Genomic DNA, 20,633 nt, shown 5'->3' on the forward strand with positions numbered 1-20,633 from the left:
GTGGAAGGAGTGTTGGTCATGATCGTTGCACAGCTTGCGACTAGTTTTATTGCGGCAGCCGGGTTCGGTGTGTTATTTAATGCACCGAGGAAATCGTTGGTGCAATCAGGTCTTGTTGGGATGTTCGGATGGATTTTATACTATGTCCTTGTTGATGGCGGAATGGACGTTGTTCCAGCAACGGTTTTTGCATCAATGCTGGTCGCGGTGCTCAGCCAAATTTGTGCCCGCGCCTTTAAAACGCCGATAATTGTGTTTATCGTATCAGGGATTATTCCCCTTGTACCAGGCGGAATTGCGTATGATGCGATGCGCAACTTCGTGGAAAATGATTATTATACAGCTGTTCAATTGTCAGCAAAAGTTATGTTGTTATCTGGTGGAATTGCGATTGGATTGATGTTTTCAGAAGTGGCCAATCAGATTATCCGGAAGCAACTTGCGAAACGAGTGGAATCATAGGAAAAGGGTTAAGTGCCTGAAGATTGCTAGATGGGCAATGGGCGCTAGAACTAGATACAGGAAAACCGACTTGCGTGATGTGACAAGTCGGTTTTTTTATGGTTTATACTGTTCTGTTACGATCAGACATTGCACCTGTAATTAGTAATGTGAACGCTGTGATAATGTGCATCGTGATACCTACAAATGGAATCCACCCTATAAGCGATGTGACTATACCGAGTATGCTGCCTACTGTTGGGCCGTTGTTGTTTTTCGATAATATTAATGTGATAAGGTGTAGAATAAACATAACCACCAATGGGACGTACCCCTGGGCCATGATAAACAGTCCGCCAATAAACGGAATAGCGAGGAACGCTTCAAATCCCCCTGTGACTAGCCTCATAATTCGTGCTGATGACATTTTGGTGCCTCCGTTCGTCTTATATAATAAATATATTCCCGTTTGATGAGATGCGTAAAACTTGTTGTTGAATGGCTTTGGATTATTTTTTGTCTTCATCGATTGTGTTCCACTCGGTCAACGTGCTGTCTCCCGAGTTTAACAAACTCTCTCCCGGATTCAACGTGCCGTCTCCCGAGTTAAAGCACTTCTCTCCCAAATACACAAACCCGGCCCGACTCTCACCATTTCTCTCCAACCCGGACCTTATTCACTATTTTTTCCGTCTAACTATTTTTGCCGTTAAATCATCTAGCAACGTATATACGACCGGGATCAGTAATAGTGTGAAGATACTTGAGATACCGAGTCCGAATATGATTGTTACCGCAAGTGGCTGCTGTGTTTCTGCGCCTTCTCCTAGCGCCAATGCCAGTGGAATCATGGCTAGGATTGTTGTTAAGGTTGTCATCAAGATTGGGCGTAGGCGGCTTGGTCCCGCTTCGAGAATCGCTTCGTACCGGTCGACGCCTTTTCGCCGTAAAATATTAATATAGTCAACGAGCACGATTGAGTTGTTCACGACTATCCCGGCGAGCATGATGATTCCGATGAATGCTGGAATGCTGAGTGGCAAGCCTGTTATGAATAGACCGACCATGACACCGACGACAGTTGCTGGCATAGAGAACATGATGATTAATGGGAATAGGAAGTTCTCAAATTGCACAGCCATTACAGCGTAAACCAGGAATATTGAGAAGATCAGTGCGATAGATAGGTCGCGGAATGATTCCGCCATATCCTGCGCTTGGCCACCTATCTCGTAGCTGTAGCCTTCTGGTAAGCTAAGATTACTTAATTTTGACTTAATATCATCGACAACACTTGCCAGGTCACGATCGACTACTTCACTTGTTACATTCATTTGCGCTTGTTGATTTTCCCGAAGTAATGTAACCGGGCCTTGCACCTCTTTAAATTGTGCAACGGTTTCAAGCGGAATTGCGCCTCCTGTCGGTGATTGTATTTTCATATCCTTCAGATCACCAATTGTGCTTCGCTCGTCTTCTGGATACATGAGTACAACATTCATTTCATTACCATCTTCGCGAAATTGGGTTGCGACCTGGCCGGTAAACTGTAATTGTACCTGCCCAGTTATTTGTTGTTCCGACAGTCCATATGCCGCTGCTTTCTCCTCATTGATGGACAATGTCATTTGTGGTACACCCTTTGATGCTGATGAAGCCGGATTATATACACCCTCTACATCAGATATGATGCTGACCACTTGTTTCGATAAATCAGCAAGCACTTCATGCTCAGGTCCGTTCAGTTGGATTTGTACTGGATTCCCGGTTCCAAGTCCTCCACCAACCGCACTAACGGTAATTTCCGCTCCAGCGATCGCTTGCAGATCTTCATCGATTTCCTGGACAATATCTGTAGTCGTTTTATTCCGATCGGTTGATGGGATCAATTGAATGGTGTATGTTCCCGTATTAACGCTTGTGTTCGTTGGATCAAAGCCCCCACCACCAACACTTACATAACTTGTTTCAATAACATCTTCATAGTTTATTAGCTTTTCATTCGTTTTCTCAACTATTTCTGAAGTGTGCTCCAGAGAACTGCCTGGCTCTGTTTCCACTCGAATTTCAATTTGCCCCTGGTCAGACGATGGAATGAATTCCGCTCCGATTAATGGGAATAGGGCAAGGCTAGCAACAATTGCGATGAACGTCCCAGCAACGGTTGTCTTCCGGTGTTTGAGTACCCATTTTAAGACACTGCGATAGCCAGAATAAACGCGATCCATGAATCGGTCAAACCAGTAGCGTCTACCTTTATCCTCCATTGCTTTTGACAGTAATTTTGACGAGAGCATTGGCACAAGCGTTACCGCGACAACAAGTGACGCGATAAGTGAAAATGAAACCGCGAGTGCGAGTGGCGTGAATAAATCGGATGCGATACCTTCTACATACACGATTGGTAAAAATACAACCAATGTTGTGGTGGTAGATGCAATAACAGCAGGTGCTAGTTCGGACGCGCCTTTTGTCGCCGATTCAAATACACTATACCCCTTTTGCCTGTATGCAAATATATTTTCCAAGATAACAATCGAGCTATCGACCATCATTCCGATTCCGAGCGCTAATCCGCCCAGCGTTAATACGTTTAGCGTTTCGCCGGTAAAATACATTAGTGTAAACGTTGCGATCACGGCAATAGGAATCGACAATCCAATAACAATCGTTGCGCGTAAGCTTTTCAAAAATACAAGCAGCACGAAGAAGGATATAATTCCTCCGATGATGATATTTTGCACAACGGAACTGATTGATAGCTCAATAAATTCAGAAGTATCGATGATGACGTTTAAGTTTACATCGGATGGAAGTTCTTCCTCGAGTTCTTTCATTCCATCCTTAATGTTTGTTGCGACCTCTACGGTATTTCCGTCCGATTTTTTCATGACAGCTAACACAATTGAGGGTTCACCATTCACGAGCGTGAGTGAATTGGATTTTTTAAAAGTATCCTTCACTTTGGCAACGTCATCAATATGTATGGTTGCCCCTGATTCAGTTTGAACAAGCGTTTGTTTAATATCTTCAACAGACTCAAGTTCACCGGTTATCCGTATTTGCAGGTCTTGATTTCCTTTGTCAACAGCACCAGCTGATGCTGATTGGTTGGTATTGTTTAACGATTGAACGAGGGTTTGTGCTGACACCCCATATTGACGCATTTTTGCTTGGTCGAGAATCAGTTGGATTTCACGTTCTTTTCCACCTTCAACCGTGACAGATGCGACACCGCCTTGGCGTTCCATGTATGGCACGATTTGATCGTCAGTAATTGCCGTCAATGCTGCTGGGTCTTTGCCTGTCAGACCAACCCACATGACAGGCATCTGATCCGGGCTGAACTGTAATACACTTGGGTCCCCTGCCCCTTTTGGCAAAAAGCTTTTTACCTGATCAATTTTTCCCCGGACGTCAATGAGTGCCTGGTCCATGTCTACACCATTACTAAACATCATGACAACCAAGGATGATCCAGATTGTGATTGCGATTGAATCGTTTCAATTCCTTCAACCGAGCTGATTGCTGATTCGATTGGTCGACTAACTAAATTTTCTACCTCCTGTGGTGCTGCATCTTCATAATTCGTTGCCACAACCGCGATTGGAAGCTCGATCTCCGGAAAAAGATCAACCGTTAAACTACGCATGGAAACGACACCCAGTGCGAGGATGGCAAGCACGATCATGATTACACCAACAGGACGTTTAACAGATGTATTTACTAACTTCAAAATGCATTACCCCTCTTTCACAACGTTGACCTTGGCCCCATCAGTTAGCGTCAGTTTGCCACTTGTTACGACTTGGTCACCCTTTTTCACATCGCCTTCGAATGCCGTTTGGTCTGAATGTGTTTCCGTAATTTTTATCTCTTTTTCAATAGCTTTATCGTCTTTAATAATGTAAATAAAAGACTTGCCGCTTTCTTCAACGACCGCTTCTGTCGGTACAATAAGCGCGTCCTTAATCTTATTTTCCGGTACGCTTATTTCAGCAACCATTCCTGGTAAAAAATTGTTGTCATCGTTCGGAATTTTTGCCTCAATTGGATACATCCCTGTTTCGTTTGGAAGTTTACCAATGGATGTGATCTCTGCACTAATTTCAGTTTCATTGATTATGATAGGGTATTTTTCACCTACTTCAAATAGAGACGTCGCTTCAGCGGTAACGGTTAGATTAAGTACTAAATCTTCTAAATCAACAATCACAGCCAGTGGCTTTTCAGTTGTTGCGATCGCACCTTCTTCGCCTTGAAGCTCAGCAATTTCACCTGATGTCTCTGCGTAAATAGTCCGTGTTCCAGCAGGCGTTTGGACGGTCGCTATTACATCATCCTCCTCTACCTTTTCACCATTTTCGACTTCCAAAGTAGTAATCTCACCAGGCGCCTGAAGCATGATGGGCGTTGTGCTTGATGGTGCTGTGCGTCCATATACAGATCGCTCCACGATTAAATCGCCTTTATTGACTGCAGTAATTTCTACCGGTGTTACGGTATCTTTTTTGTCGGCATTATTTTCCTCATCTTGATTACAAGCAGCAAGCATTGTTAATAGAAGTAGTGCTGCCAGCGTTATTCGTACCTTTTTCATATGTAAAAAGCTCCTCTCGCTCTAATTCGTAAGTAATAGGATTGCAGTTTTCTATACGGATGTATATGTTAAAAGGATTCACAATTGCTCACTATTTTATGTTCTGTCAGCTCACGCGTGGGGAGAAATAGAAAAAACCGCATCGAAGCGGTTTTTTAGCCATGAAAATTACCATAAAACGGATTATTTCTTCGTCCAAATAATATGGACCGATTAAGCTTTACGATGAGCTGACTTGCCCGTTTGTGCTGCATATCCAATGTACTCTCAGATGCATTAACATACATTCCGCTTCCATCAGTGAATGCAACAAATGTTTTATCGCCACGTTGCTCATAGAAGTCGATATGGTCATAAGAAAGCCAGACACAATCTTTACTTTTTGTTGATGAAGTTGGCAGCATGTAAACCCCATTATCAGGAATCACAGGTACAGGAATTTTACTATTTATTTTTAAAATATCCTTCACAGCAGTACGCCTACCTGAAAGCGTCGACCCATACAGCAAACATGTATTATCAATAATCTGCTCAGGCTTATGTAAAGAATGCCGTTCAGTTTTCCCTTCTAAAATCAGTGAACGATAAAAGGTAGAATCCTTCGATATAATTGCTTTTGTTGCCCGTGTAATTATGAAAACTGATGTAAATTCTTTCACGATTGTGCTCCTCACAAATTCCAATATATGACTATTGTACTATGCAATATAATTATTTTCTATATATTCTTTTAAAAGATTGAAAATATTTTTAATTCCTTTTCAAAAAAATAATATATTTGTCATAATTGTAATACTCTTCCGCACAAACCCTGTCCCCATTAGCCCTTACCTTTAACGCTTTATTACAGAATAAACCAACTTCTTCCTATATGTTAATTTAACTAGTTTCTTTTTTTACGACACGGGTAATTACAACGAAACGAGTCGCCTAAGGTGGGAAAATATATGTTACTAACTTAGGAGACTTATGGTAAAGGAGGTTACGTATGGATGCATCCCAGAAAATCAAAGATAATTCCGGCGCAACTATTCTTGTCGGAGGTCTTTCGACACTAGCTGCTTCCACTCTTTTAGTCCCTAAAGTTCGAAAGCGTGTGAAGAATGTGGTCAAACGTGCCGACAATCCAACAGAGCTAAAAGACGCAGCTGAAAAAGAAGTTAAAAATGAAATGGCTGATCAAATGCAGGAAAAAATGAAAGAAAGCATGCAAGCCAAGGTCAAGGAAGCAGCCAACACCTTACAAACGAAGAAAAATGAAAATGCGAAAAAAGTACATGCAAACGCGGAAAAAGTGGAAGAAAAAGCTCAAAGCGCTCTACTGAAACTCCGGGAAAAAATTGCAGGTGTAAAGGACGCTGGCGAATCCTTTCAGCAAAAACTGAAGGATAAAACCGGCACAGATAATGGAATCTCTGGAGTGGCGGATATCAAAGGAGCTAACAATATCAAGAGTTCAACACAGATTAAGAGTTCCAATAAGATAAAAGGTCCAAAAGATATCCCACACGCTTCAGATATAAAGTAGAAAAGTGAAAGCGGAAGCGACTGAAAAAATCTAAAGGAGATGTGCATAATGGCTATACAAAAATCAACAGACAGTTCAAGTTTAGCGGAAGTTATTGACAGAATTTTGGACAAAGGTATCGTAATTGATGCATTTGCTCGTGTGTCCGTGGTTGGAATTGAATTGGTTACGGTCGAAGCGCGCGTAGTTATCGCAAGTGTTGATACATGGTTACGTTATGCAGAGGCTGTTGGATTATTGCGTGACGATGTGGAAGAAGACGGGCTCGCTGATCGCTTATCTGCACGTTCAAACAGCATTGGCTATGATGAGGAAGAAGCGAATGCTTAAATCTGTTGGAGCTGCAAGAGGGTAAGTCCTCTTGCATGGCTCTGACACCATTTAACTACTTATAAGGGTGAGGATTGATGATGCAAATCATGGCAGTAGTCAAAGATTTTTTTACTGAAAACATTGCACCACCACACAAAATCATTTCTGTAAAAAAGCAGGAGGAAGGCGGATGGCGAGCGTTGGTGGAAGTAATCGAGGAAAAAGATTACATGAAGAAATACGCCCATGACCAAATGGTTGGGTTGTATGAAGTATTTCTGGATGATGATGAAAATGTTAATGGTTTTTCACGGATCAGTTTACGTTATCGTAGTGTGCTTGAGGAACAACAAGCATAAATCGCACGCGGAATAATAGGAGGAAATCATGGCAGCAACAACCGAACTATACCAGCAATCAACCTATTATAAAAGATTAATAAAGCGCTCATTACGTTACCTTTCATCTGGCTATCCGGTTCATTTCACTGGGGCATCAGGCATTGGAAAAACGACATTGGCACTGCATATCGCAAGACAGCGAGACCGCCCTGTCATGCTCCTAAATGGAAATAAAGATTTATCAAATCAGGATCTGATTGGTGCGTTTACAGGATACAAGAGTAATAAGGTTAAAGATAATTTTGTACGGACCGTTCATAAAACAGAAGAAAGTGTAACGGAATCATGGACAGATGGACGATTATTGGAAGCTATTAAGAATGGGTACACGTTGGTCTATGATGAATTTACCCGTTCAAAGCCTGAAGCAAATAATATTTTTCTTCCTATTTTGGAGGAAAGAGTTTTGCCGTTATATGGTACAAAAAGAAAAAATTCACTCGTTAAAGTTCATCCAGATTTTGCGGTAATTTTCACTAGTAACCCGGCTGAGTATGCGGGTGTTTTTCAATCACAGGATGCATTGCTTGACCGGATGATTACCTTGCCCCTCAATCAGATGGAAGTAGAATCTGAGATTAAAGCTGTCGTAAGTAAAACTGGTGTATCTGAAAATGAAGCGGAAGCAATTGTCGATTTCGTTTCTAAAGCTCGTGAATTGTGCTCGGAAAGTTATGCGCCAGGATTACGCGCATCCATCATGATTGCCGAGATGGCTAAGCGCTACAAGGTTCCTATTGATGGTTCGAATCGTGACTTCTGGGATCTGTGCTTTGATATTGTTTGGTTCCCCCTCCAAGCATGTAGTAATAAAGAAGATTCAAAGCTGATTAGTAAGTTGAAAATGGAATTCAAAAAAATAAAGTCAGGTGATTGAAATGGAAACGAAAACTGGAATTTATGTATTTTGCGGCATTCAAACGAATCAAACTGATTTAACTTTTGGATCAGTTGAATTTGAAAATGGCGTACAAGACACCTACACCATTCATTATAAGGATGCTGCTATGGTTGTTGCGGATGTTCCAATGAAAATTTACCCACCGAAAAAAGATAATCTCATGATGCATCAGCAGGTTATTTCGAATGTAATGGAGCGAATGGATACGGTGATCCCGATTAGCTTTGGCAATGTTTTCAACTCAAAAGATGACGTGCTTGCATTAGCAGAAAGTTTATATCCGCAGCTCGAAAATCTGTTCCCACAGGTGAAGGGAAAAATCGAAGTAGGATTGAAAGTCGTTGGGAAAAAAGACTGGCTTGAAAAGGAAATCCATAAAAATGAAAAGGTGCTTAAACAAAAAGAAATAGTCGGTGGAAAGTCTGAGGCTGCGGGATATTTTGACCGGATTCAGCTTGGTGAAATGGCAAAAGAATTTTTCCATTCGCTGCAGGGTGAAGTGAAAAAAGATATTCACGAGGAGCTTGCACCTTTAACAGAAGCTTCACAGGTCAATGACCCAATTGGTGAAAAAATGTTGTTGAATGCTGCTTATTTAATTGATCGTGGTCAGGAGGAAGCTTTTGATAAGAAAGTCAATGACATTCATGAAAAATGGAAAGACAAAGTTGATTTTAACTATACTGGACCATGGCCAGCTTACAATTTCATCAATATCAAACTAAAGGTGGAGGAAACTTCATGATCCAAAAACTCTTCACTTCCCCATTGAATCTTGTCGTGAAAATTGGAGAAAAGGTACAAGAAGAAGTGGATAAAGAGTTTTATGATTTGGAGCATATTCAAAAGAAATTGATTCACCTGCAAATGATGTATGAGCTAGAGGAAATAAGAGAAGAAGCCTATAAAGAACAGGAAGATGAACTATTGGTCCGTTACGAGATTGCCAAAAAACGGGAAATGGACCAATGGAATGAATATACAAAGCGGAAGTAAAGCGAGGAAGTTATCATGGAAAATCTGATTTATTTATATGGAATTATACCGAATAAAGAAACAGCTGAAACTCCCCTTCCATCGTTAAAAGGAGTCGATGATCAGCAGATTTACACCTTAAACCTTGGTGATGTCGATGCAGTCGTATGCGATGTTAGAGAAGCTGAATTTAATGAAAAGACACTTGAAGAAAAGATGAATAATGTGGAGTGGCTACGCGTGAAAGCATTCCATCATCACGAAATGCTGATGCAGCTTCACGAAACGTATACTGTGATTCCGATGAAATTTTGTACGATTTATCAAAGCAGCTCTAGCCTTATGGATAAGATAGGAGCGCTTAAGGAATCCATGGCAAATTCACTTGATTTTTTATCTGACAAGGAAGAATGGAATCTGAAAATATATTGTGACAACAAGACGCTTCGCGAAGGTATTGGTGCACACAATTTAACAATAGATGAAAAGAAAAAAGAAATAGAGACGCTTTCTCCTGGGAGGCAGTTTTTAGAAAAGAAGAAACTAGAACAGTTAATTGATCAAGAAGTTGAAAAGGAAAAGGACTCTTTTTCCAATAGCCTTCATGATGAGTTGAAAGCCTATAGTATCGAAAATGAAGTCAAGAAAAATTGGAACAAGGATGTTACGGGCAGATCGGAAGAAATGTGCTGGAACAGTGTCTATCTGATCCCATTGTCCGATGTGGAAGCATTCCTTTCCAACTTGAAAACGATGAAAGAAAAATATGAAGCAGCTGGCTGGCAGCTTGAACTCACTGGTCCATGGCCTGCGTATCATTTTGCTAATTTGACATAAGGTGGTGGATCGATATGTCAGAACGGAAAGCTTATGAAAATAAAGACGTTGCATTAATCGATATTCTAGATGTGGTGTTAGACAAAGGTGTCGCAATTAAAGGCGATATTATCATCTCCATCGCAGGAATTGATCTGGTATATCTTGATTTACGAATCCTGATTGCATCTGTTGAAACACTTATTCAATCAAACCGTGAATCGGCCGAACAATTATCATCCAAACGATTTGAGCATGAAGAGGAGGCGTTAAACCGTGTCATCAACAAACCTTGAACAACGGCCTGAAAAAAGTGGGCGCATCAACCTTGATACAGAAGGAGCCGAACAAGGTCTCGCCCAGCTTGTTTTAACCGTAATGGAACTTTTACGTGAATTAGTAGAAAGACAGGCGTTACGGCGAGTGGATGGCGGAACTCTTACGGAAGAAGAAATTGAAAAGTTAGGTGTCTCACTCATGAATTTAGAGACAAAAATGGATGAATTAAAAGAAACTTTTGAGCTGAACGATGATGATCTGAATATTGATTTAGGGCCTTTAGGAAATTTATTATAGGCTTTGAATGTTTAAAGGTTGGTTAAGGAGGGTATATAGTGTCCATTGAACAGTCTACTCAATCAAGTAACCTTGTTGACGTCTTAGAAACTGTTTTAGATAAAGGGGTTGTGATAGCGGGTGATATTCGAATTGGAATTGCAGATGTTGAGCTAATTTCAATCAAAATCCGCTTAATTGTCGCATCCGTTGATAAGGCAAAAGAAATTGGAATGGATTGGTGGGAAACAGATCCATACCTCAATTCACAATCCGCTTTACAGGATCAAGACAAGCTTATTGAAGAAAATGAACAACTTCGGAAACGACTCGATGCCCTTGAGCAAAAGATGACAACTGGGAGTCGGTTAAAATAAATATTAAAATCAAAACAGGGAGGAAACAATCATGGCAGAATTGAAAAAGAAAGCACAAAAGAAGGAAGCAAAAGAAGCAAAGGTTGGGCTGAAAGCGAACAAGAAAGTAGTTACAGCAAGCGTTGTGGGTGGCGTTATTGGGTCTGTTACAACTTTATTGTTTGCACCGAAATCCGGCAAAGAGCTGCGGGACGATATTTCCAGTCAGGTAACCAATGCAAAAGACAAAACTGTTGAATTCAGTGGTAATACTAGAACAAAGCTTTCCGATTTTAAGTCGAATGCTACTGAAAGGTCGAAACATTTAACACGTAAATTTAAACGTGAGGATAATGAAGATGCTGATGAGTCTGAATCTGAATTATACTCCGATGTCTTAGAAGATGCACAGGGCAGTGAAAAAGAGGTTGCTGCAAGTGTAGAGAGCGATGAAAAAACTAAGAAAGATCAGAGTGAGAATAGAAAGCCTGCATCAAGTAGTAAGAGTCCAGCTAAAAAACCAGCAACAAAGAAAAAACCAGTAGCAAGTAACAAAGCACCTTCTGGCAAATCAACTGTTGATTCTGAGTCGAAAGATTCGAAAAAAGGAGCAGCCGCTAAGTAATTGTTCACATAAAAATAGATATTTTTGGAAAATTGTATGATATACTATCAGAAAAGATAGAACTTTGGAGGTATCATACATGGATATTGCCGCACTATCTGTCGCAATGGCGAACCAGCACGTACGCGCAAGCGCCAGCCAAGCAATCATGAACAAGTCAATGGGAGTTATGGAGCAACAAAGCCAACAATTATTGGACATGCTCAAAACCAGTGGCGCCCAAGCACCACATCCATCGCTTGGAAAAGTGGTCGACATACAGGCTTAGTATTTATTTTCTAAGAGCAAAAAAATGACAGGACTTTGATTAGAGTCCTGTCATTTTGGTTTGTAAAAGTGATCCATATAAGGTAGATCCAAGGTTATTGATTTTTTTCCTCATCTTCAATTGTTCCATTATCTCCACCATTTGTTCCGTTGCCACCGTTTCCATTCGTGCCATTTTCGTTTCCGTCCATGCCACCGTTTTCACCATTCATACCGCCATTTTCATTCGTTCCGCCATTCTCTTCCATCTCGTTTTGGCCACCATTGTCATCCTCTTGATTCAGCGGAGCCTCTTCATTTGCTGGCTCTTCCTCATTAGTAGTTCCACATGCTGTTATTAAGGATAACGCCAAAACTGGTGCACCTAACTTTATTAAAAGTTCCTTTTTCATTTTAATTTCCTCCTTTATATGTCACTTTCGACATTAGCTTAACCACAAATTTAAATGTAATACTAATTTTTGTGAACAAATATTGGAGAAATGATTTATTTTGAGCTTTCGGCTTGGTTTGAGTCGCTTTTGGGATGAATAGTTAGTATCATATCAACCTTGGGACAATTATATCGACTGTCATTAAGAACAAAAAAAGTGACCCAGCGCAATACGAGGTCACTCACACTTCACTATTTTATTGCAAACATAATTTCAGCTTCGCAAGCCATTTCTCCATCAACGGTCGCAATGGCTTTTCCTTTACCGATTGGCCCTTTTATTCTTATGATTTCAACCTCGAGTTTCAGCTGATCTCCTGGCTTAACCTGACGCTTAAATCGACATTTATCAATGCCTGCTAGAAAGCCAATTTTCCCTTTATTTTCTTCAATTCCTAGAACAGCGATTGCCCCTACCTGCGCAAGTGCCTCAAGGATTAGAACACCTGGCATTACAGGATAATCTGGAAAATGTCCTTGAAAAAAGGGTTCATTAATGCTTACATTTTTCAATCCAGTAACACGCTTACCCTCTTCAATTTCGATAACTTTATCTACTAATAAAAATGGGTATCTGTGCGGGATTGTTTCTTTAATTTCTTGTATATCCATGGCTAGTCCGCTCCTTCATGATTTTTTTATGTAAAAATTGGACATGTTAAGTGATACCTAATGAGTATTATAGCAAAAATAGGTTTATTTTTGTCAGGATAGAGGAATTTATAACTAACCATTAGTCGTTGATCCCTGCAAGAAAGGAGAAACTTACATGCTTTGGACAGTTTTAATCATTTTACTGATTTTATGGGTGCTTGGATTCCTTTTTGAAATCGCTGGTGGATTGATTCACTTATTGCTTGTTATTGCCTTAATTGTTCTGGTTATACGTTTAATTACCGGTAAAAAGGTTCCTTAACCAATTTATGAAACGCTGTTTTCGCAAAAATTGTTGCTTTTGAGAGAATTGATATATATTGCGACGTAACTGCTGGTTGATTTCCGCTGCAGGGTCTTCAGGCTCGTGCTGTTCCCGCAGGAGTCGACGGTCCTCCGCTCCAATCAACTGCCATAATAGTGAAAGGGGCTATATGGTACTGCTTCCAGACACCATGTTAGCGGAAGAAATACACGAAGACTCCTGCGGAAACAGCGAAGACGATGAGACCCCGCAGTGAGCGGTCTTTGCTCGCGAGGAGGCTCAGCGCGAGCCCGCGGAAAGCGTAGTGTATTTCTGGAGCGGTATGCTATGACGCAATATATATCAACTATGAAGGTGAAAAGCAACAATGCGTACGAAAAGAGCATTATGAAAAAAAGCATGGCTGCAACTCAGCCATGCTTTTCAACTATTCCTTTTTCGTAACTATATCAAAAATATGGCGCCAAGTTTCCATGTCAAGTGCATCACTTGGTTTGCCGCTTCCAATAATGCCATATCCAACCATAGCACCTACAACGAGTGCTATTGCACATAAAAGAAGAACTACGATAATCCGTAACCAAATCGGGAAAGCGCGACGTCTAGGCTTTTTATTTTTTTTCTTTTCAGCCTTTTGTTTTGCCTTTTGTTGCTTACGTGTCATATTCTCAGAAGATAATTCTTCCTCTTGCATAGACTTCTTCTGCCTGCGAGTTTTTTTCTCTGAAGATTTTTCCTTTTTCTTAGGAATTAACTTCTTCAACTTCTTTAGCTTAGGAATTGTTTGCTTTATCTTCTCATTTAGCTTGGGAATAGTCTGCTTTATCTTCTCTTTTATTTTAGGGAGTGTCTTTCTTACCTTCTCCATTGGTTTGGTTATTGGTCGAGTCTTTTTCTCTTCAGTTTTAACTTCAGGTTGACTGTTTGACATGGTTTGTTTCTCCTAACTCTCTTGCAATTGTTCACATTACTTCATTTATCTTAGTTGGTTGACTAGGCCCATCATTTGATCGCTCATTGAAATGGTCTTGGCATTAAATTGATACGAACGTTGTGCCATAATTAGGTCCGTCATTTCTTTCGATATATCAACATTGGATTGTTCCAATGCTCCACTTTTTAACAGTGTATCATTTTGATTGGTTGCTTGTATAATCTCATTTTGATTATAACCTAATCCCTGAAGATCTGGTAAACGAAATGCATTCTGACCAGTTGCTTCGAGCAATCTTGGACGAACCGCTTCAACAATAGAAAGCCTTCCAGCTTCTAATGTTTGATTCCCACGAGTTACAACAATTTGTCCATTGTCACGAATCGAAATGGAATCAAATCCTGATGGAATAACGATTGGGCCATTTTCACCTAATACAGGATTTCCATCATTTGTCGTCAGCATGACAGCTTGATTGTCGTTCACTGGTGATAAGTAAAATGCACCTGAACGAGTATAACGTGTTTCGTCAACGCCATTTTCTGTCACTTGAATTTGGAATAGATGATTTTTATTAAGAAGTGCCGTATCAAGTCCACGCCCAGTTTCTTTAATCGCACCTTGTGTCAAATTGATATTGGTTGATCCGAGCATCGCGCCCGTTCCAATCCTAACGCCATCAGGTGTTAAACGACCTTCCGCATTAGCAGGATCAGTCATGTTGTTAATTTGTTGAAACAATAAAGATGAAAACTCAGCATTGCGACTCTTATAGCCTGTCGTTTGGCTGTTTGCTAAATTGTTCCCAATCAAATCGAGTTTATTTTGCAGCTGATTCATCGTTACTGCTGCTTGGATCATTGTTCTTGACATGAAAGCCCTCCTAACCTAGTCGTCCGACTTCATTAACTGCTTTTGACATACTCTCATCATATGCTTTTAAGACGCGTTGATTTGTTTCAAACATGCGGTATGACTCCATCATTTGTGTCATCGCCTGTAATGAATCAACATTTGATTGTTCTAAAAATCCTTGTTGAATCGTATACGTTGCGCCAGGCGGAACTGCTCCAGCCTCGCCCGTGAACAATCCATTTCCCTCTTTTGCCATTTGAGCGGCATCCGCAGTATATGAAATTCCAAGGGGGATATTTTGTCCATCTACTTGAACGTTTCCATCTTGAGTCACCGTAAAATCATGACCATTTGTTTGAATTCGGTTACCAGCTTGATCCAGTACATAATAGCCTTGATTAGTGACTAAAAAGCCTTGTCCATCAACGGTAAAATTACCATTTCGTGTATAACGCTGTTCACCTGCTTCGTTTTGCACAGTGAAGAACAGAGCACCACTCTCGTCTGGTAGAACACCATTAATCAAAGCCATATCAGTCGATATTCCAGTCTCACGAATATCTCCCTGGACAAACTTCGGTACATTTTCCTGCACATAAACACCAGTGTTCAGTGTTCCAATAGGATGGTTTCCAGGAATGTTAAAGCCACGTTCAGTCGGCAGCTCTGTGGACCCCATTTGCTTCATTAATAATTCAGGAAATGCACGTAATGTTGGCTGATCTGCTTTATAGCCTGGCGTATTCACATTGGCAATATTATTTGCTAATGCCTCCTGACGTCTTTGCTGTGCAATCATTCCACTTGCTGCAGTATAAAATCCTCGAAGCAAAACGTTCAACCCCCTTTGTTGATTGGAAAAATACGAATACCTATTATATATATGGCAAACACAAAAAATTATATGATTTTTTTACGCTCAATTTTATCAATGTTTTCAAGCATGATTCCTGTTCCTCTAGCAACACAATTCATTGGCTCGTCCGATAAAAATACAGGTACCTTTAATTCTTCAGCAAGCAATTGGTCAATTCCGTGGACCAATGCTCCACCGCCTGTCAAAATAACTCCGCGGTCAATGATGTCCGCTGATAGTTCAGGTGGTGTACGTTCCAATACTTTTTTGGCACCTTGCGTAATTAAATTAACTGATTCTTGTAATGCACCAGAAATTTCACCTGAATAAACCGTAATCGTGCGCGGCAATCCAGACACCATATCACGCCCGCGAATATCCATTTCTTCTTTACGGGAATTTCCGAATACTGTTGCAACATTAATCTTTATATTTTCCGCCGTACGCTCGCCAATAAGCAATTTATATTTCTTTTTTATGTATTGAAGAATCTCAGCGTCAAATTTGTCACCAGCCATTTTGATTGACTCAGCAGTAACAATATCACCCATTGAAAGAACTGCTACGTCAGTAGTTCCCCCACCGATATCAACAACCATATTTCCGCTTGGTTGGAAAATTTCCATCCCAGCACCGATTGCTGCAACTTTTGGTTCTTCTTCTAAATAAATTTTCTTACCGCCTGATTTCTCCGCAGCTTCTCTAATAGCTTTTTGCTCAACCTTTGTAATATTAGTTGGGCAGCATATCAACATTCTCGGTTTTGACAAAACTCCACGAACATTAATTTTATTTATAAAATGCTTTAACATCGCTTCTGTTACATCAAAGTCAGCAATAACCCCATCTTTCAATGGACGAATGGCTTCAATATTTCCTGGTGTACGTCCAACCATACGACGCGCAGCTTCGCCTACTTCCAAAACTTTTCCAGTATTCTTATCCATCGCTACAACTGATGGTTCATTTAATACGATTCCTTTACCTTTTACATGAATTAAAACATTGGCAGTTCCAAGGTCAATTCCAATATCACGAGAAAACATTAATCAAGATCCTCCCTGTCGCAATTACTATCTCACATTATCAACGAACACAATGCTACTAATATTATATTTTACCACAAAATCTTTAAAATTAATGCAAAAAAACCAAAATTATGCGGGGTTTTTTGACTATGTGCGGATAGGACTTTTGATGTGGATGGTTGGATTGTGCGAGGGCAGCAATTATCCGTGATTCATGGTTCGTGCTTGCGGGGTTGGATTGGCGGATATATTTGTGGATTGGCGGTTATATTTGATTAATGGCGGTTATATTTTTATATTGGCAGTTATATTTTAAAATTGGCGGTTATATTCTCAGAACGGCAGATAAACCCCAGGAATGGCGGATATGTACTTAAATCGGCGGATATCCCGAGCAGAAATGCCAAGCCTGGATCAAGCAACCACCATAATACCAGCACCCAACCACAACCCCAAAAAAACTCAGCTCATAAAAGCCTGAGTTTTTGGGTCATTGCCCACGTCATTATCCTACTGGTTTGATGGTTGTGGCGTTTTTGGGATCGAGTTTGATTTGTGTAGCGCTCCCGGTTTTGATTTTATATTTTTTTCGGGTTGCTTCACCTCCGCGGAGATGTCGAATTGCTTTGTGGTATTCGAGAATATCCTTAACTTGATTTGCGAGTTTTGGATTGATTTCTGGTAAGCGTTCTGTCAGATCTTTGTGGACTGTGCTTTTGGATACACCAAATTCCTTTGCTATCATTCGGACGGTCTTCCTCGTCTCCACGATATGAATGCCTATCCTGATTGTCCTTTCTTTGATGTAATCGTGCACACCATTCGCCTCCCTAAGTTGATAATTCCGAGGTGTGAAATGAGACAAGGTGATTCTTTTAGTTTGTGGCAGTATTCTTTTTTTAAGGAACGAATTCATGTACTGAAAATAAAAACGCTTTTACAGATGTCAGACTATACGAAACAAGTTCAGCACACTTACATGAATTTATATCGTATAAAATATATGTATAGGGGGTTAGTTACTACGGTTTCCTACATGCCACACAAGCTCTCACCTCAGACATTACTGAATGCTTGGTTTGTAACATTTTATTACTTAAAAGAGCCGTTTATGATTAAATTTATCCCTTTTCCATAAGGGACAAGAAGTATTTTTAGAAAAATGGTACAAAGGAGCAAAAATGCAGGTAAAAAACACTTGCAAAACATAAAAAAAAGCCCTCTGCATATACAGAAAGCTTTCTCTTAATTCATACCATCAATCTAAATCTCCATATCCTGGATCGTCAACATGGATACATGGATCAGGTGTTACCCCTACTGAATTACTAAAAGTAGTTACAACGCTTGTAAAAAATGCTCCAATTTCCCCCATCATGACGCCCCTTTCGTCTTCTAAGAAAGCAATTTAAATTAAGCACCCATCTCTCGTAATGCCAAAATAGGCAATTTACTAAAGAAATGATCGCTCCGCTTTTCAATGAAATAGTTATACGATTGATATAATAAATTTTTATCGTTAGTAGCTAGTCCCAAATAATACATTTGAAAAGGCGAACTTATTGACATATCCCTTAAGTAACTTTCTGCTTTTCTATGGTTCCCTTTAGCAATTTCGATATGGGCTTTTTCGCTTATGTCGTAAGTTGAAATTCCTTCAACCTTTTTATGGTGCGCTGAAAGAAATGGGATGTTAAAGTTTTCAATAATTTCGATGTTATACACTAAACCATGCTCATTTGAAATCTTTTGTCCTTCCTTGAGATGGTACATGCCTTGTTGGTAGGTATCAAATGTGTAGGTCAGGGCTAAATTTATATTTATAGCTGCTTTTGTATTCGGGTTTTGAGTCAAATTTATTACTCGAAAGGCATATTTTCTTGCCATAATGAGCTCATTCTTGACCCAATAGTAGACGAATAATGCCTCATACATCCGTATCCTAAAATAGGAAAGTAGAAATGAATCATTTATAGAGTCAAATAAATTCATTTGTAAATCTAGGAAGTTACCCAATTTCCCAAATTCATGCATGTCATAGTAAGCCATAATCTTCACAAACTCTTTTAAACATAATACTTCTGGTTCATCACTGTTGAGAATTGTTGCGTGGTGTATGATTTCATGTGGTGTAATAAGGTTGAGCTTTCGATCTAGCATCAATTGGTAGATTGCTGCCCATTGATTATTCGACTTCATAGGTGATTCGCTATTTTTATGTATCAGATCTTGCAAATCCTCATAAAAGCCATTCATGTACAGAAACTCCAAGCCTTTTTTCATAATCTCGTTTCTATTGCTTTGCAGGCATAATTTTCGAACTAATTCTAGTACTGTTTGCTCATCGTGCTGCGTTGATAACATGGAAATCACGTGTTCAAGAGACAACTTACCATCGTTGGTGATGGAAAGTATAGACTTAGTTATTGTTGCGGTAGTCATATTACTGTTTCATTCCCCTTACTTTTAAAAACTTTTCTTAAACCATGATATATCGTACCATATATTCCATAGATAGATAGACCTATTCCTTCGACAAATTCTGAACAATTAAAATAAAAAGACAGGTCTATCGCCATTTACCAGTGCCTTATGCCTTATTTATTTATACAAATTTTTTTCTATCAAAGTGCAAAAAAAAATAGCCCTTTAGTTAAAAAAGGCTATTTTTTAGTAATTTTATGCACTAGCACTTGATGCAGATGACTCTGCTTCATCACTCGACTGACCGTCTTCTTGGTTTGTTGAATCGTCAGGAGTCATTTCTTCGTCCTGGTTGGTAGAGTCATCAGGAGTATTTCCTTCGTCCTGATTAGTAGAATCATCTGGAGTAATTCCTTCGTCCTGTTCGATAGAACCATCTGGTGATTCAGTTTCTGGTGCTTCGCTACCATCTTCTGAATTAGTAGCATCGTCCGGTGTTCCACTAGTTTCTTCTTCCGGTGTAGTAGATTGCTCATCTGACTCTTCTGATGTAGCATCACTACCTTTCTCTTCACCGTCTGATTTTGTCTCTTCTTCGACTTTAACTGAGCTTACCGGTTGGTTGAAATACTCTTCCGGATTTACTGGTTCTCCATCTTTTCGGATTTCAAAGTGGACGTGAACAGCGTCTTCCTTACCGAATATGTTTTGACCAGCAGTTCCTAGTACATCACCTTGCTTAACGTTATCCCCAGCCTTAACATTCACTTCTCCAAGACTAGCATAGTAGGTTTTAAGATCACTGTCGTGGGATAGTGTTACTACATTTCCCAATAATGGATCTTCTTCTACATTTTCAACCGTACCACTTAATGATGCTGTTACATCGAACGTTTCTCCGCTTGCAGTTGCAATATCGATACCTGTGCTCTGGTAATACCTGCTGTTGTAAAGAACAAGCGCACTTTCCTTGGTTTTTTCGTCTGCGCTGTAGTCATAGAATTTAGTTACGATTTCTGCTTGATCTTGATTACTCACAGGCATTTTAACAACCTCTTGTTGCTCCAGTACCGGTTGTGCTTCCTCATCAAACGGATCTGTTGCTGTATCAGTTGATTCCTGGCCATCTTGTGCAGGAATTTGATTTTCCAGATTCTGATACCACACAACGAACGTTAGTAGGAGTGCAGCTACCGTTAAATAAACTGCTGGGAAAAACCACTTCTTACGAAATACACGGCTCCACTTTTTTGAACCGCCATTATTTTCCTCTTTCATATGATCATCACCTCAACAACCATTCTGATCAGAAAAAGGAAATTATATACATGGAAGAAAAAAAATTTTGTATAACCGAGTAGTGTTTGTAGAAAACCCGCTAATTATGTGATTTATTTTAGGGAAAG

General features: G+C 40.0%; 27 protein-coding genes. 14 read left to right on the plus strand and 13 right to left on the minus strand.

Annotation, left to right across the window (positions count from 1 at the left end; genetic code table 11):
- Positions 1–18 precede the first annotated feature (18 nt).
- Positions 19–462: a threonine/serine exporter family protein gene (locus LG329_RS08145; RefSeq protein WP_404455737.1), complete on the plus strand. Its 444-nt coding sequence runs from the start codon at positions 19–21 to the stop codon at positions 460–462.
- A gap of 103 nt (positions 463–565) precedes the next feature.
- On the opposite strand, the gene LG329_RS08150 is transcribed toward LG329_RS08145, so the two are convergent.
- The 4 genes from LG329_RS08150 to LG329_RS08165 form a co-directional block, all read right to left on the minus strand.
- Positions 566–868, minus strand: coding sequence for a hypothetical protein (locus LG329_RS08150; RefSeq protein WP_404455740.1), 303 nt, complete (start codon positions 866–868; stop codon positions 566–568).
- A 253-nt stretch (positions 869–1,121) separates the two neighbouring features.
- Positions 1,122–4,178 (minus strand): efflux RND transporter permease subunit, encoded by a 3,057-nt coding sequence (locus LG329_RS08155; RefSeq protein ID WP_404455742.1) that lies wholly within the window; start codon positions 4,176–4,178, stop codon positions 1,122–1,124.
- A gap of 6 nt (positions 4,179–4,184) precedes the next feature.
- On the minus strand, positions 4,185–5,042 hold the full coding sequence (locus LG329_RS08160) for an efflux RND transporter periplasmic adaptor subunit (protein WP_404455745.1): 858 nt from the start codon (positions 5,040–5,042) through the stop codon (positions 4,185–4,187).
- 155 nt (positions 5,043–5,197) lie between these two features.
- A complete protein-coding gene (locus LG329_RS08165) occupies positions 5,198–5,701 on the minus strand; it encodes a competence protein ComK (RefSeq protein ID WP_404455748.1) in 504 nt (167 codons plus the stop codon).
- 329 nt (positions 5,702–6,030) lie between these two features.
- Here LG329_RS08165 and gvpQ point away from each other — a divergent pair, with 329 nt between their 5' ends.
- From gvpQ to LG329_RS08225, 12 genes are all read left to right on the plus strand, one after another.
- Positions 6,031–6,570 carry a gas vesicle protein GvpQ gene (gene gvpQ / locus LG329_RS08170; protein ID WP_404455751.1) on the plus strand — a complete coding sequence of 180 codons (540 nt, stop codon included), beginning with the start codon at positions 6,031–6,033 and terminating at the stop codon, positions 6,568–6,570.
- Between the two features lie 48 nt (positions 6,571–6,618).
- Positions 6,619–6,900, plus strand: coding sequence for a gas vesicle structural protein GvpA (gene gvpA / locus LG329_RS08175; protein ID WP_404455754.1), 282 nt, complete (start codon positions 6,619–6,621; stop codon positions 6,898–6,900).
- 77 nt (positions 6,901–6,977) lie between these two features.
- Positions 6,978–7,241 (plus strand): gas vesicle protein GvpO, encoded by a 264-nt coding sequence (gene gvpO, locus LG329_RS08180; RefSeq protein ID WP_404455757.1) that lies wholly within the window; start codon positions 6,978–6,980, stop codon positions 7,239–7,241.
- Positions 7,242–7,269: 28 nt separating this feature from the next.
- Positions 7,270–8,160, plus strand: a complete 891-nt coding sequence (gvpN, locus tag LG329_RS08185) for a gas vesicle protein GvpN (RefSeq protein WP_404455760.1) — start codon at positions 7,270–7,272, stop codon at positions 8,158–8,160.
- Positions 8,156–8,929: a GvpL/GvpF family gas vesicle protein gene (locus tag LG329_RS08190; RefSeq protein ID WP_404456498.1), complete on the plus strand. Its 774-nt coding sequence runs from the start codon at positions 8,156–8,158 to the stop codon at positions 8,927–8,929. The genes gvpN and LG329_RS08190 overlap by 5 nt, the downstream gene beginning before the upstream one ends.
- Positions 8,926–9,180, plus strand: coding sequence for a gas vesicle protein GvpG (locus LG329_RS08195; RefSeq protein ID WP_404455763.1), 255 nt, complete (start codon positions 8,926–8,928; stop codon positions 9,178–9,180). Before LG329_RS08190 ends, LG329_RS08195 begins: the two co-directional genes overlap by 4 nt.
- 15 nt (positions 9,181–9,195) lie before the next feature.
- Positions 9,196–9,996: a GvpL/GvpF family gas vesicle protein gene (locus LG329_RS08200; RefSeq protein ID WP_404455766.1), complete on the plus strand. Its 801-nt coding sequence runs from the start codon at positions 9,196–9,198 to the stop codon at positions 9,994–9,996.
- 14 nt (positions 9,997–10,010) lie between these two features.
- Positions 10,011–10,271, plus strand: a complete 261-nt coding sequence (locus LG329_RS08205) for a gas vesicle protein (RefSeq protein ID WP_404455769.1) — start codon at positions 10,011–10,013, stop codon at positions 10,269–10,271.
- A complete protein-coding gene (locus LG329_RS08210) occupies positions 10,252–10,551 on the plus strand; it encodes a gas vesicle protein K (RefSeq protein WP_404455772.1) in 300 nt (99 codons plus the stop codon). The genes LG329_RS08205 and LG329_RS08210 overlap by 20 nt, the downstream gene beginning before the upstream one ends.
- Before the next feature lie 38 nt (positions 10,552–10,589).
- A complete protein-coding gene (locus tag LG329_RS08215; RefSeq protein ID WP_404455775.1) occupies positions 10,590–10,907 on the plus strand; it encodes a gas vesicle protein in 318 nt (105 codons plus the stop codon).
- Between the two features lie 31 nt (positions 10,908–10,938).
- Complete coding sequence (locus tag LG329_RS08220) at positions 10,939–11,511, plus strand: YtxH domain-containing protein (protein ID WP_404455778.1); 573 nt, start codon at positions 10,939–10,941, stop codon at positions 11,509–11,511.
- A 79-nt stretch (positions 11,512–11,590) separates the two neighbouring features.
- Positions 11,591–11,779: a YjfB family protein gene (locus LG329_RS08225; RefSeq protein ID WP_404455781.1), complete on the plus strand. Its 189-nt coding sequence runs from the start codon at positions 11,591–11,593 to the stop codon at positions 11,777–11,779.
- 94 nt (positions 11,780–11,873) lie between these two features.
- Here LG329_RS08225 and LG329_RS08230 read toward each other — a convergent pair whose 3' ends face one another.
- Positions 11,874–12,170: a hypothetical protein gene (locus tag LG329_RS08230; protein ID WP_404455784.1), complete on the minus strand. Its 297-nt coding sequence runs from the start codon at positions 12,168–12,170 to the stop codon at positions 11,874–11,876.
- Positions 12,171–12,403: 233 nt separating this feature from the next.
- Entirely contained in the window at positions 12,404–12,823 is a 420-nt protein-coding gene (gene fabZ / locus LG329_RS08235; RefSeq protein WP_404455786.1) for a 3-hydroxyacyl-ACP dehydratase FabZ, read from the minus strand.
- Between the two features lie 157 nt (positions 12,824–12,980).
- Here fabZ and LG329_RS08240 point away from each other — a divergent pair, with 157 nt between their 5' ends.
- Positions 12,981–13,127: a lmo0937 family membrane protein gene (locus LG329_RS08240; protein WP_404455789.1), complete on the plus strand. Its 147-nt coding sequence runs from the start codon at positions 12,981–12,983 to the stop codon at positions 13,125–13,127.
- A gap of 430 nt (positions 13,128–13,557) precedes the next feature.
- Here LG329_RS08240 and LG329_RS08245 read toward each other — a convergent pair whose 3' ends face one another.
- The 7 genes from LG329_RS08245 to LG329_RS08275 all read right to left on the minus strand — a co-directional run bounded on the left by LG329_RS08245 (position 13,558) and on the right by LG329_RS08275 (position 20,505).
- Positions 13,558–14,061: a DNA-directed RNA polymerase subunit beta gene (locus LG329_RS08245; protein ID WP_404455792.1), complete on the minus strand. Its 504-nt coding sequence runs from the start codon at positions 14,059–14,061 to the stop codon at positions 13,558–13,560.
- 45 nt (positions 14,062–14,106) lie between these two features.
- Complete coding sequence (locus tag LG329_RS08250) at positions 14,107–14,937, minus strand: flagellar hook-basal body protein (RefSeq protein WP_404455795.1); 831 nt, start codon at positions 14,935–14,937, stop codon at positions 14,107–14,109.
- A 10-nt stretch (positions 14,938–14,947) separates the two neighbouring features.
- On the minus strand, positions 14,948–15,751 hold the full coding sequence (locus tag LG329_RS08255; protein ID WP_404455798.1) for a flagellar hook-basal body protein: 804 nt from the start codon (positions 15,749–15,751) through the stop codon (positions 14,948–14,950).
- Positions 15,752–15,819: 68 nt separating this feature from the next.
- Positions 15,820–16,821: a rod shape-determining protein gene (locus tag LG329_RS08260; protein WP_404455801.1), complete on the minus strand. Its 1,002-nt coding sequence runs from the start codon at positions 16,819–16,821 to the stop codon at positions 15,820–15,822.
- A 487-nt stretch (positions 16,822–17,308) separates the two neighbouring features.
- The gene (gene spoIIID / locus LG329_RS08265) at positions 17,309–17,620 is read right to left on the minus strand and encodes a sporulation transcriptional regulator SpoIIID (RefSeq protein ID WP_404455804.1); all 312 of its coding nucleotides are present in this window, start codon (positions 17,618–17,620) and stop codon (positions 17,309–17,311) included.
- A gap of 596 nt (positions 17,621–18,216) precedes the next feature.
- Complete coding sequence (locus LG329_RS08270; RefSeq protein WP_404455807.1) at positions 18,217–19,245, minus strand: AimR family lysis-lysogeny pheromone receptor; 1,029 nt, start codon at positions 19,243–19,245, stop codon at positions 18,217–18,219.
- A gap of 237 nt (positions 19,246–19,482) precedes the next feature.
- Positions 19,483–20,505 (minus strand): peptidoglycan DD-metalloendopeptidase family protein, encoded by a 1,023-nt coding sequence (locus tag LG329_RS08275; RefSeq protein ID WP_404455810.1) that lies wholly within the window; start codon positions 20,503–20,505, stop codon positions 19,483–19,485.
- Positions 20,506–20,633: the final 128 nt, after the last annotated feature.

This window comes from Virgibacillus necropolis (assembly GCF_044793635.1).
Lineage (GTDB): Bacteria > Bacillota > Bacilli > Bacillales > Amphibacillaceae > Virgibacillus_F > Virgibacillus_F necropolis_A.

Bases quoted from the DNA above. Each gene is read 5' to 3' on its own strand.
- LG329_RS08275 (WP_404455810.1), bottom strand. From the start codon at position 20,505: ATGAAAGAGGAAAATAATGGCGGTTCAAAAAAGTGGAGCCGTGTATTT.
- LG329_RS08200 (WP_404455766.1), top strand. From the start codon at position 9,196: ATGGAAAATCTGATTTATTTATATGGAATTATACCGAATAAAGAAACA.
- LG329_RS08225 (WP_404455781.1), top strand. From the start codon at position 11,591: ATGGATATTGCCGCACTATCTGTCGCAATGGCGAACCAGCACGTACGC.
- LG329_RS08260 (WP_404455801.1), bottom strand. From the start codon at position 16,821: ATGTTTTCTCGTGATATTGGAATTGACCTTGGAACTGCCAATGTTTTA.
- gvpQ (WP_404455751.1), top strand. From the start codon at position 6,031: ATGGATGCATCCCAGAAAATCAAAGATAATTCCGGCGCAACTATTCTT.
- gvpA (WP_404455754.1), top strand. From the start codon at position 6,619: ATGGCTATACAAAAATCAACAGACAGTTCAAGTTTAGCGGAAGTTATT.
- LG329_RS08150 (WP_404455740.1), bottom strand. From the start codon at position 868: ATGTCATCAGCACGAATTATGAGGCTAGTCACAGGGGGATTTGAAGCG.
- LG329_RS08230 (WP_404455784.1), bottom strand. From the start codon at position 12,170: ATGAAAAAGGAACTTTTAATAAAGTTAGGTGCACCAGTTTTGGCGTTA.
- fabZ (WP_404455786.1), bottom strand. From the start codon at position 12,823: ATGGATATACAAGAAATTAAAGAAACAATCCCGCACAGATACCCATTT.
- LG329_RS08245 (WP_404455792.1), bottom strand. From the start codon at position 14,061: ATGTCAAACAGTCAACCTGAAGTTAAAACTGAAGAGAAAAAGACTCGA.
- LG329_RS08205 (WP_404455769.1), top strand. From the start codon at position 10,011: ATGTCAGAACGGAAAGCTTATGAAAATAAAGACGTTGCATTAATCGAT.
- gvpO (WP_404455757.1), top strand. From the start codon at position 6,978: ATGATGCAAATCATGGCAGTAGTCAAAGATTTTTTTACTGAAAACATT.
- LG329_RS08145 (WP_404455737.1), top strand. From the start codon at position 19: ATGATCGTTGCACAGCTTGCGACTAGTTTTATTGCGGCAGCCGGGTTC.
- LG329_RS08270 (WP_404455807.1), bottom strand. From the start codon at position 19,245: ATGACTACCGCAACAATAACTAAGTCTATACTTTCCATCACCAACGAT.
- gvpN (WP_404455760.1), top strand. From the start codon at position 7,270: ATGGCAGCAACAACCGAACTATACCAGCAATCAACCTATTATAAAAGA.
- LG329_RS08160 (WP_404455745.1), bottom strand. From the start codon at position 5,042: ATGAAAAAGGTACGAATAACGCTGGCAGCACTACTTCTATTAACAATG.
- LG329_RS08240 (WP_404455789.1), top strand. From the start codon at position 12,981: ATGCTTTGGACAGTTTTAATCATTTTACTGATTTTATGGGTGCTTGGA.
- LG329_RS08195 (WP_404455763.1), top strand. From the start codon at position 8,926: ATGATCCAAAAACTCTTCACTTCCCCATTGAATCTTGTCGTGAAAATT.
- LG329_RS08250 (WP_404455795.1), bottom strand. From the start codon at position 14,937: ATGTCAAGAACAATGATCCAAGCAGCAGTAACGATGAATCAGCTGCAA.
- LG329_RS08220 (WP_404455778.1), top strand. From the start codon at position 10,939: ATGGCAGAATTGAAAAAGAAAGCACAAAAGAAGGAAGCAAAAGAAGCA.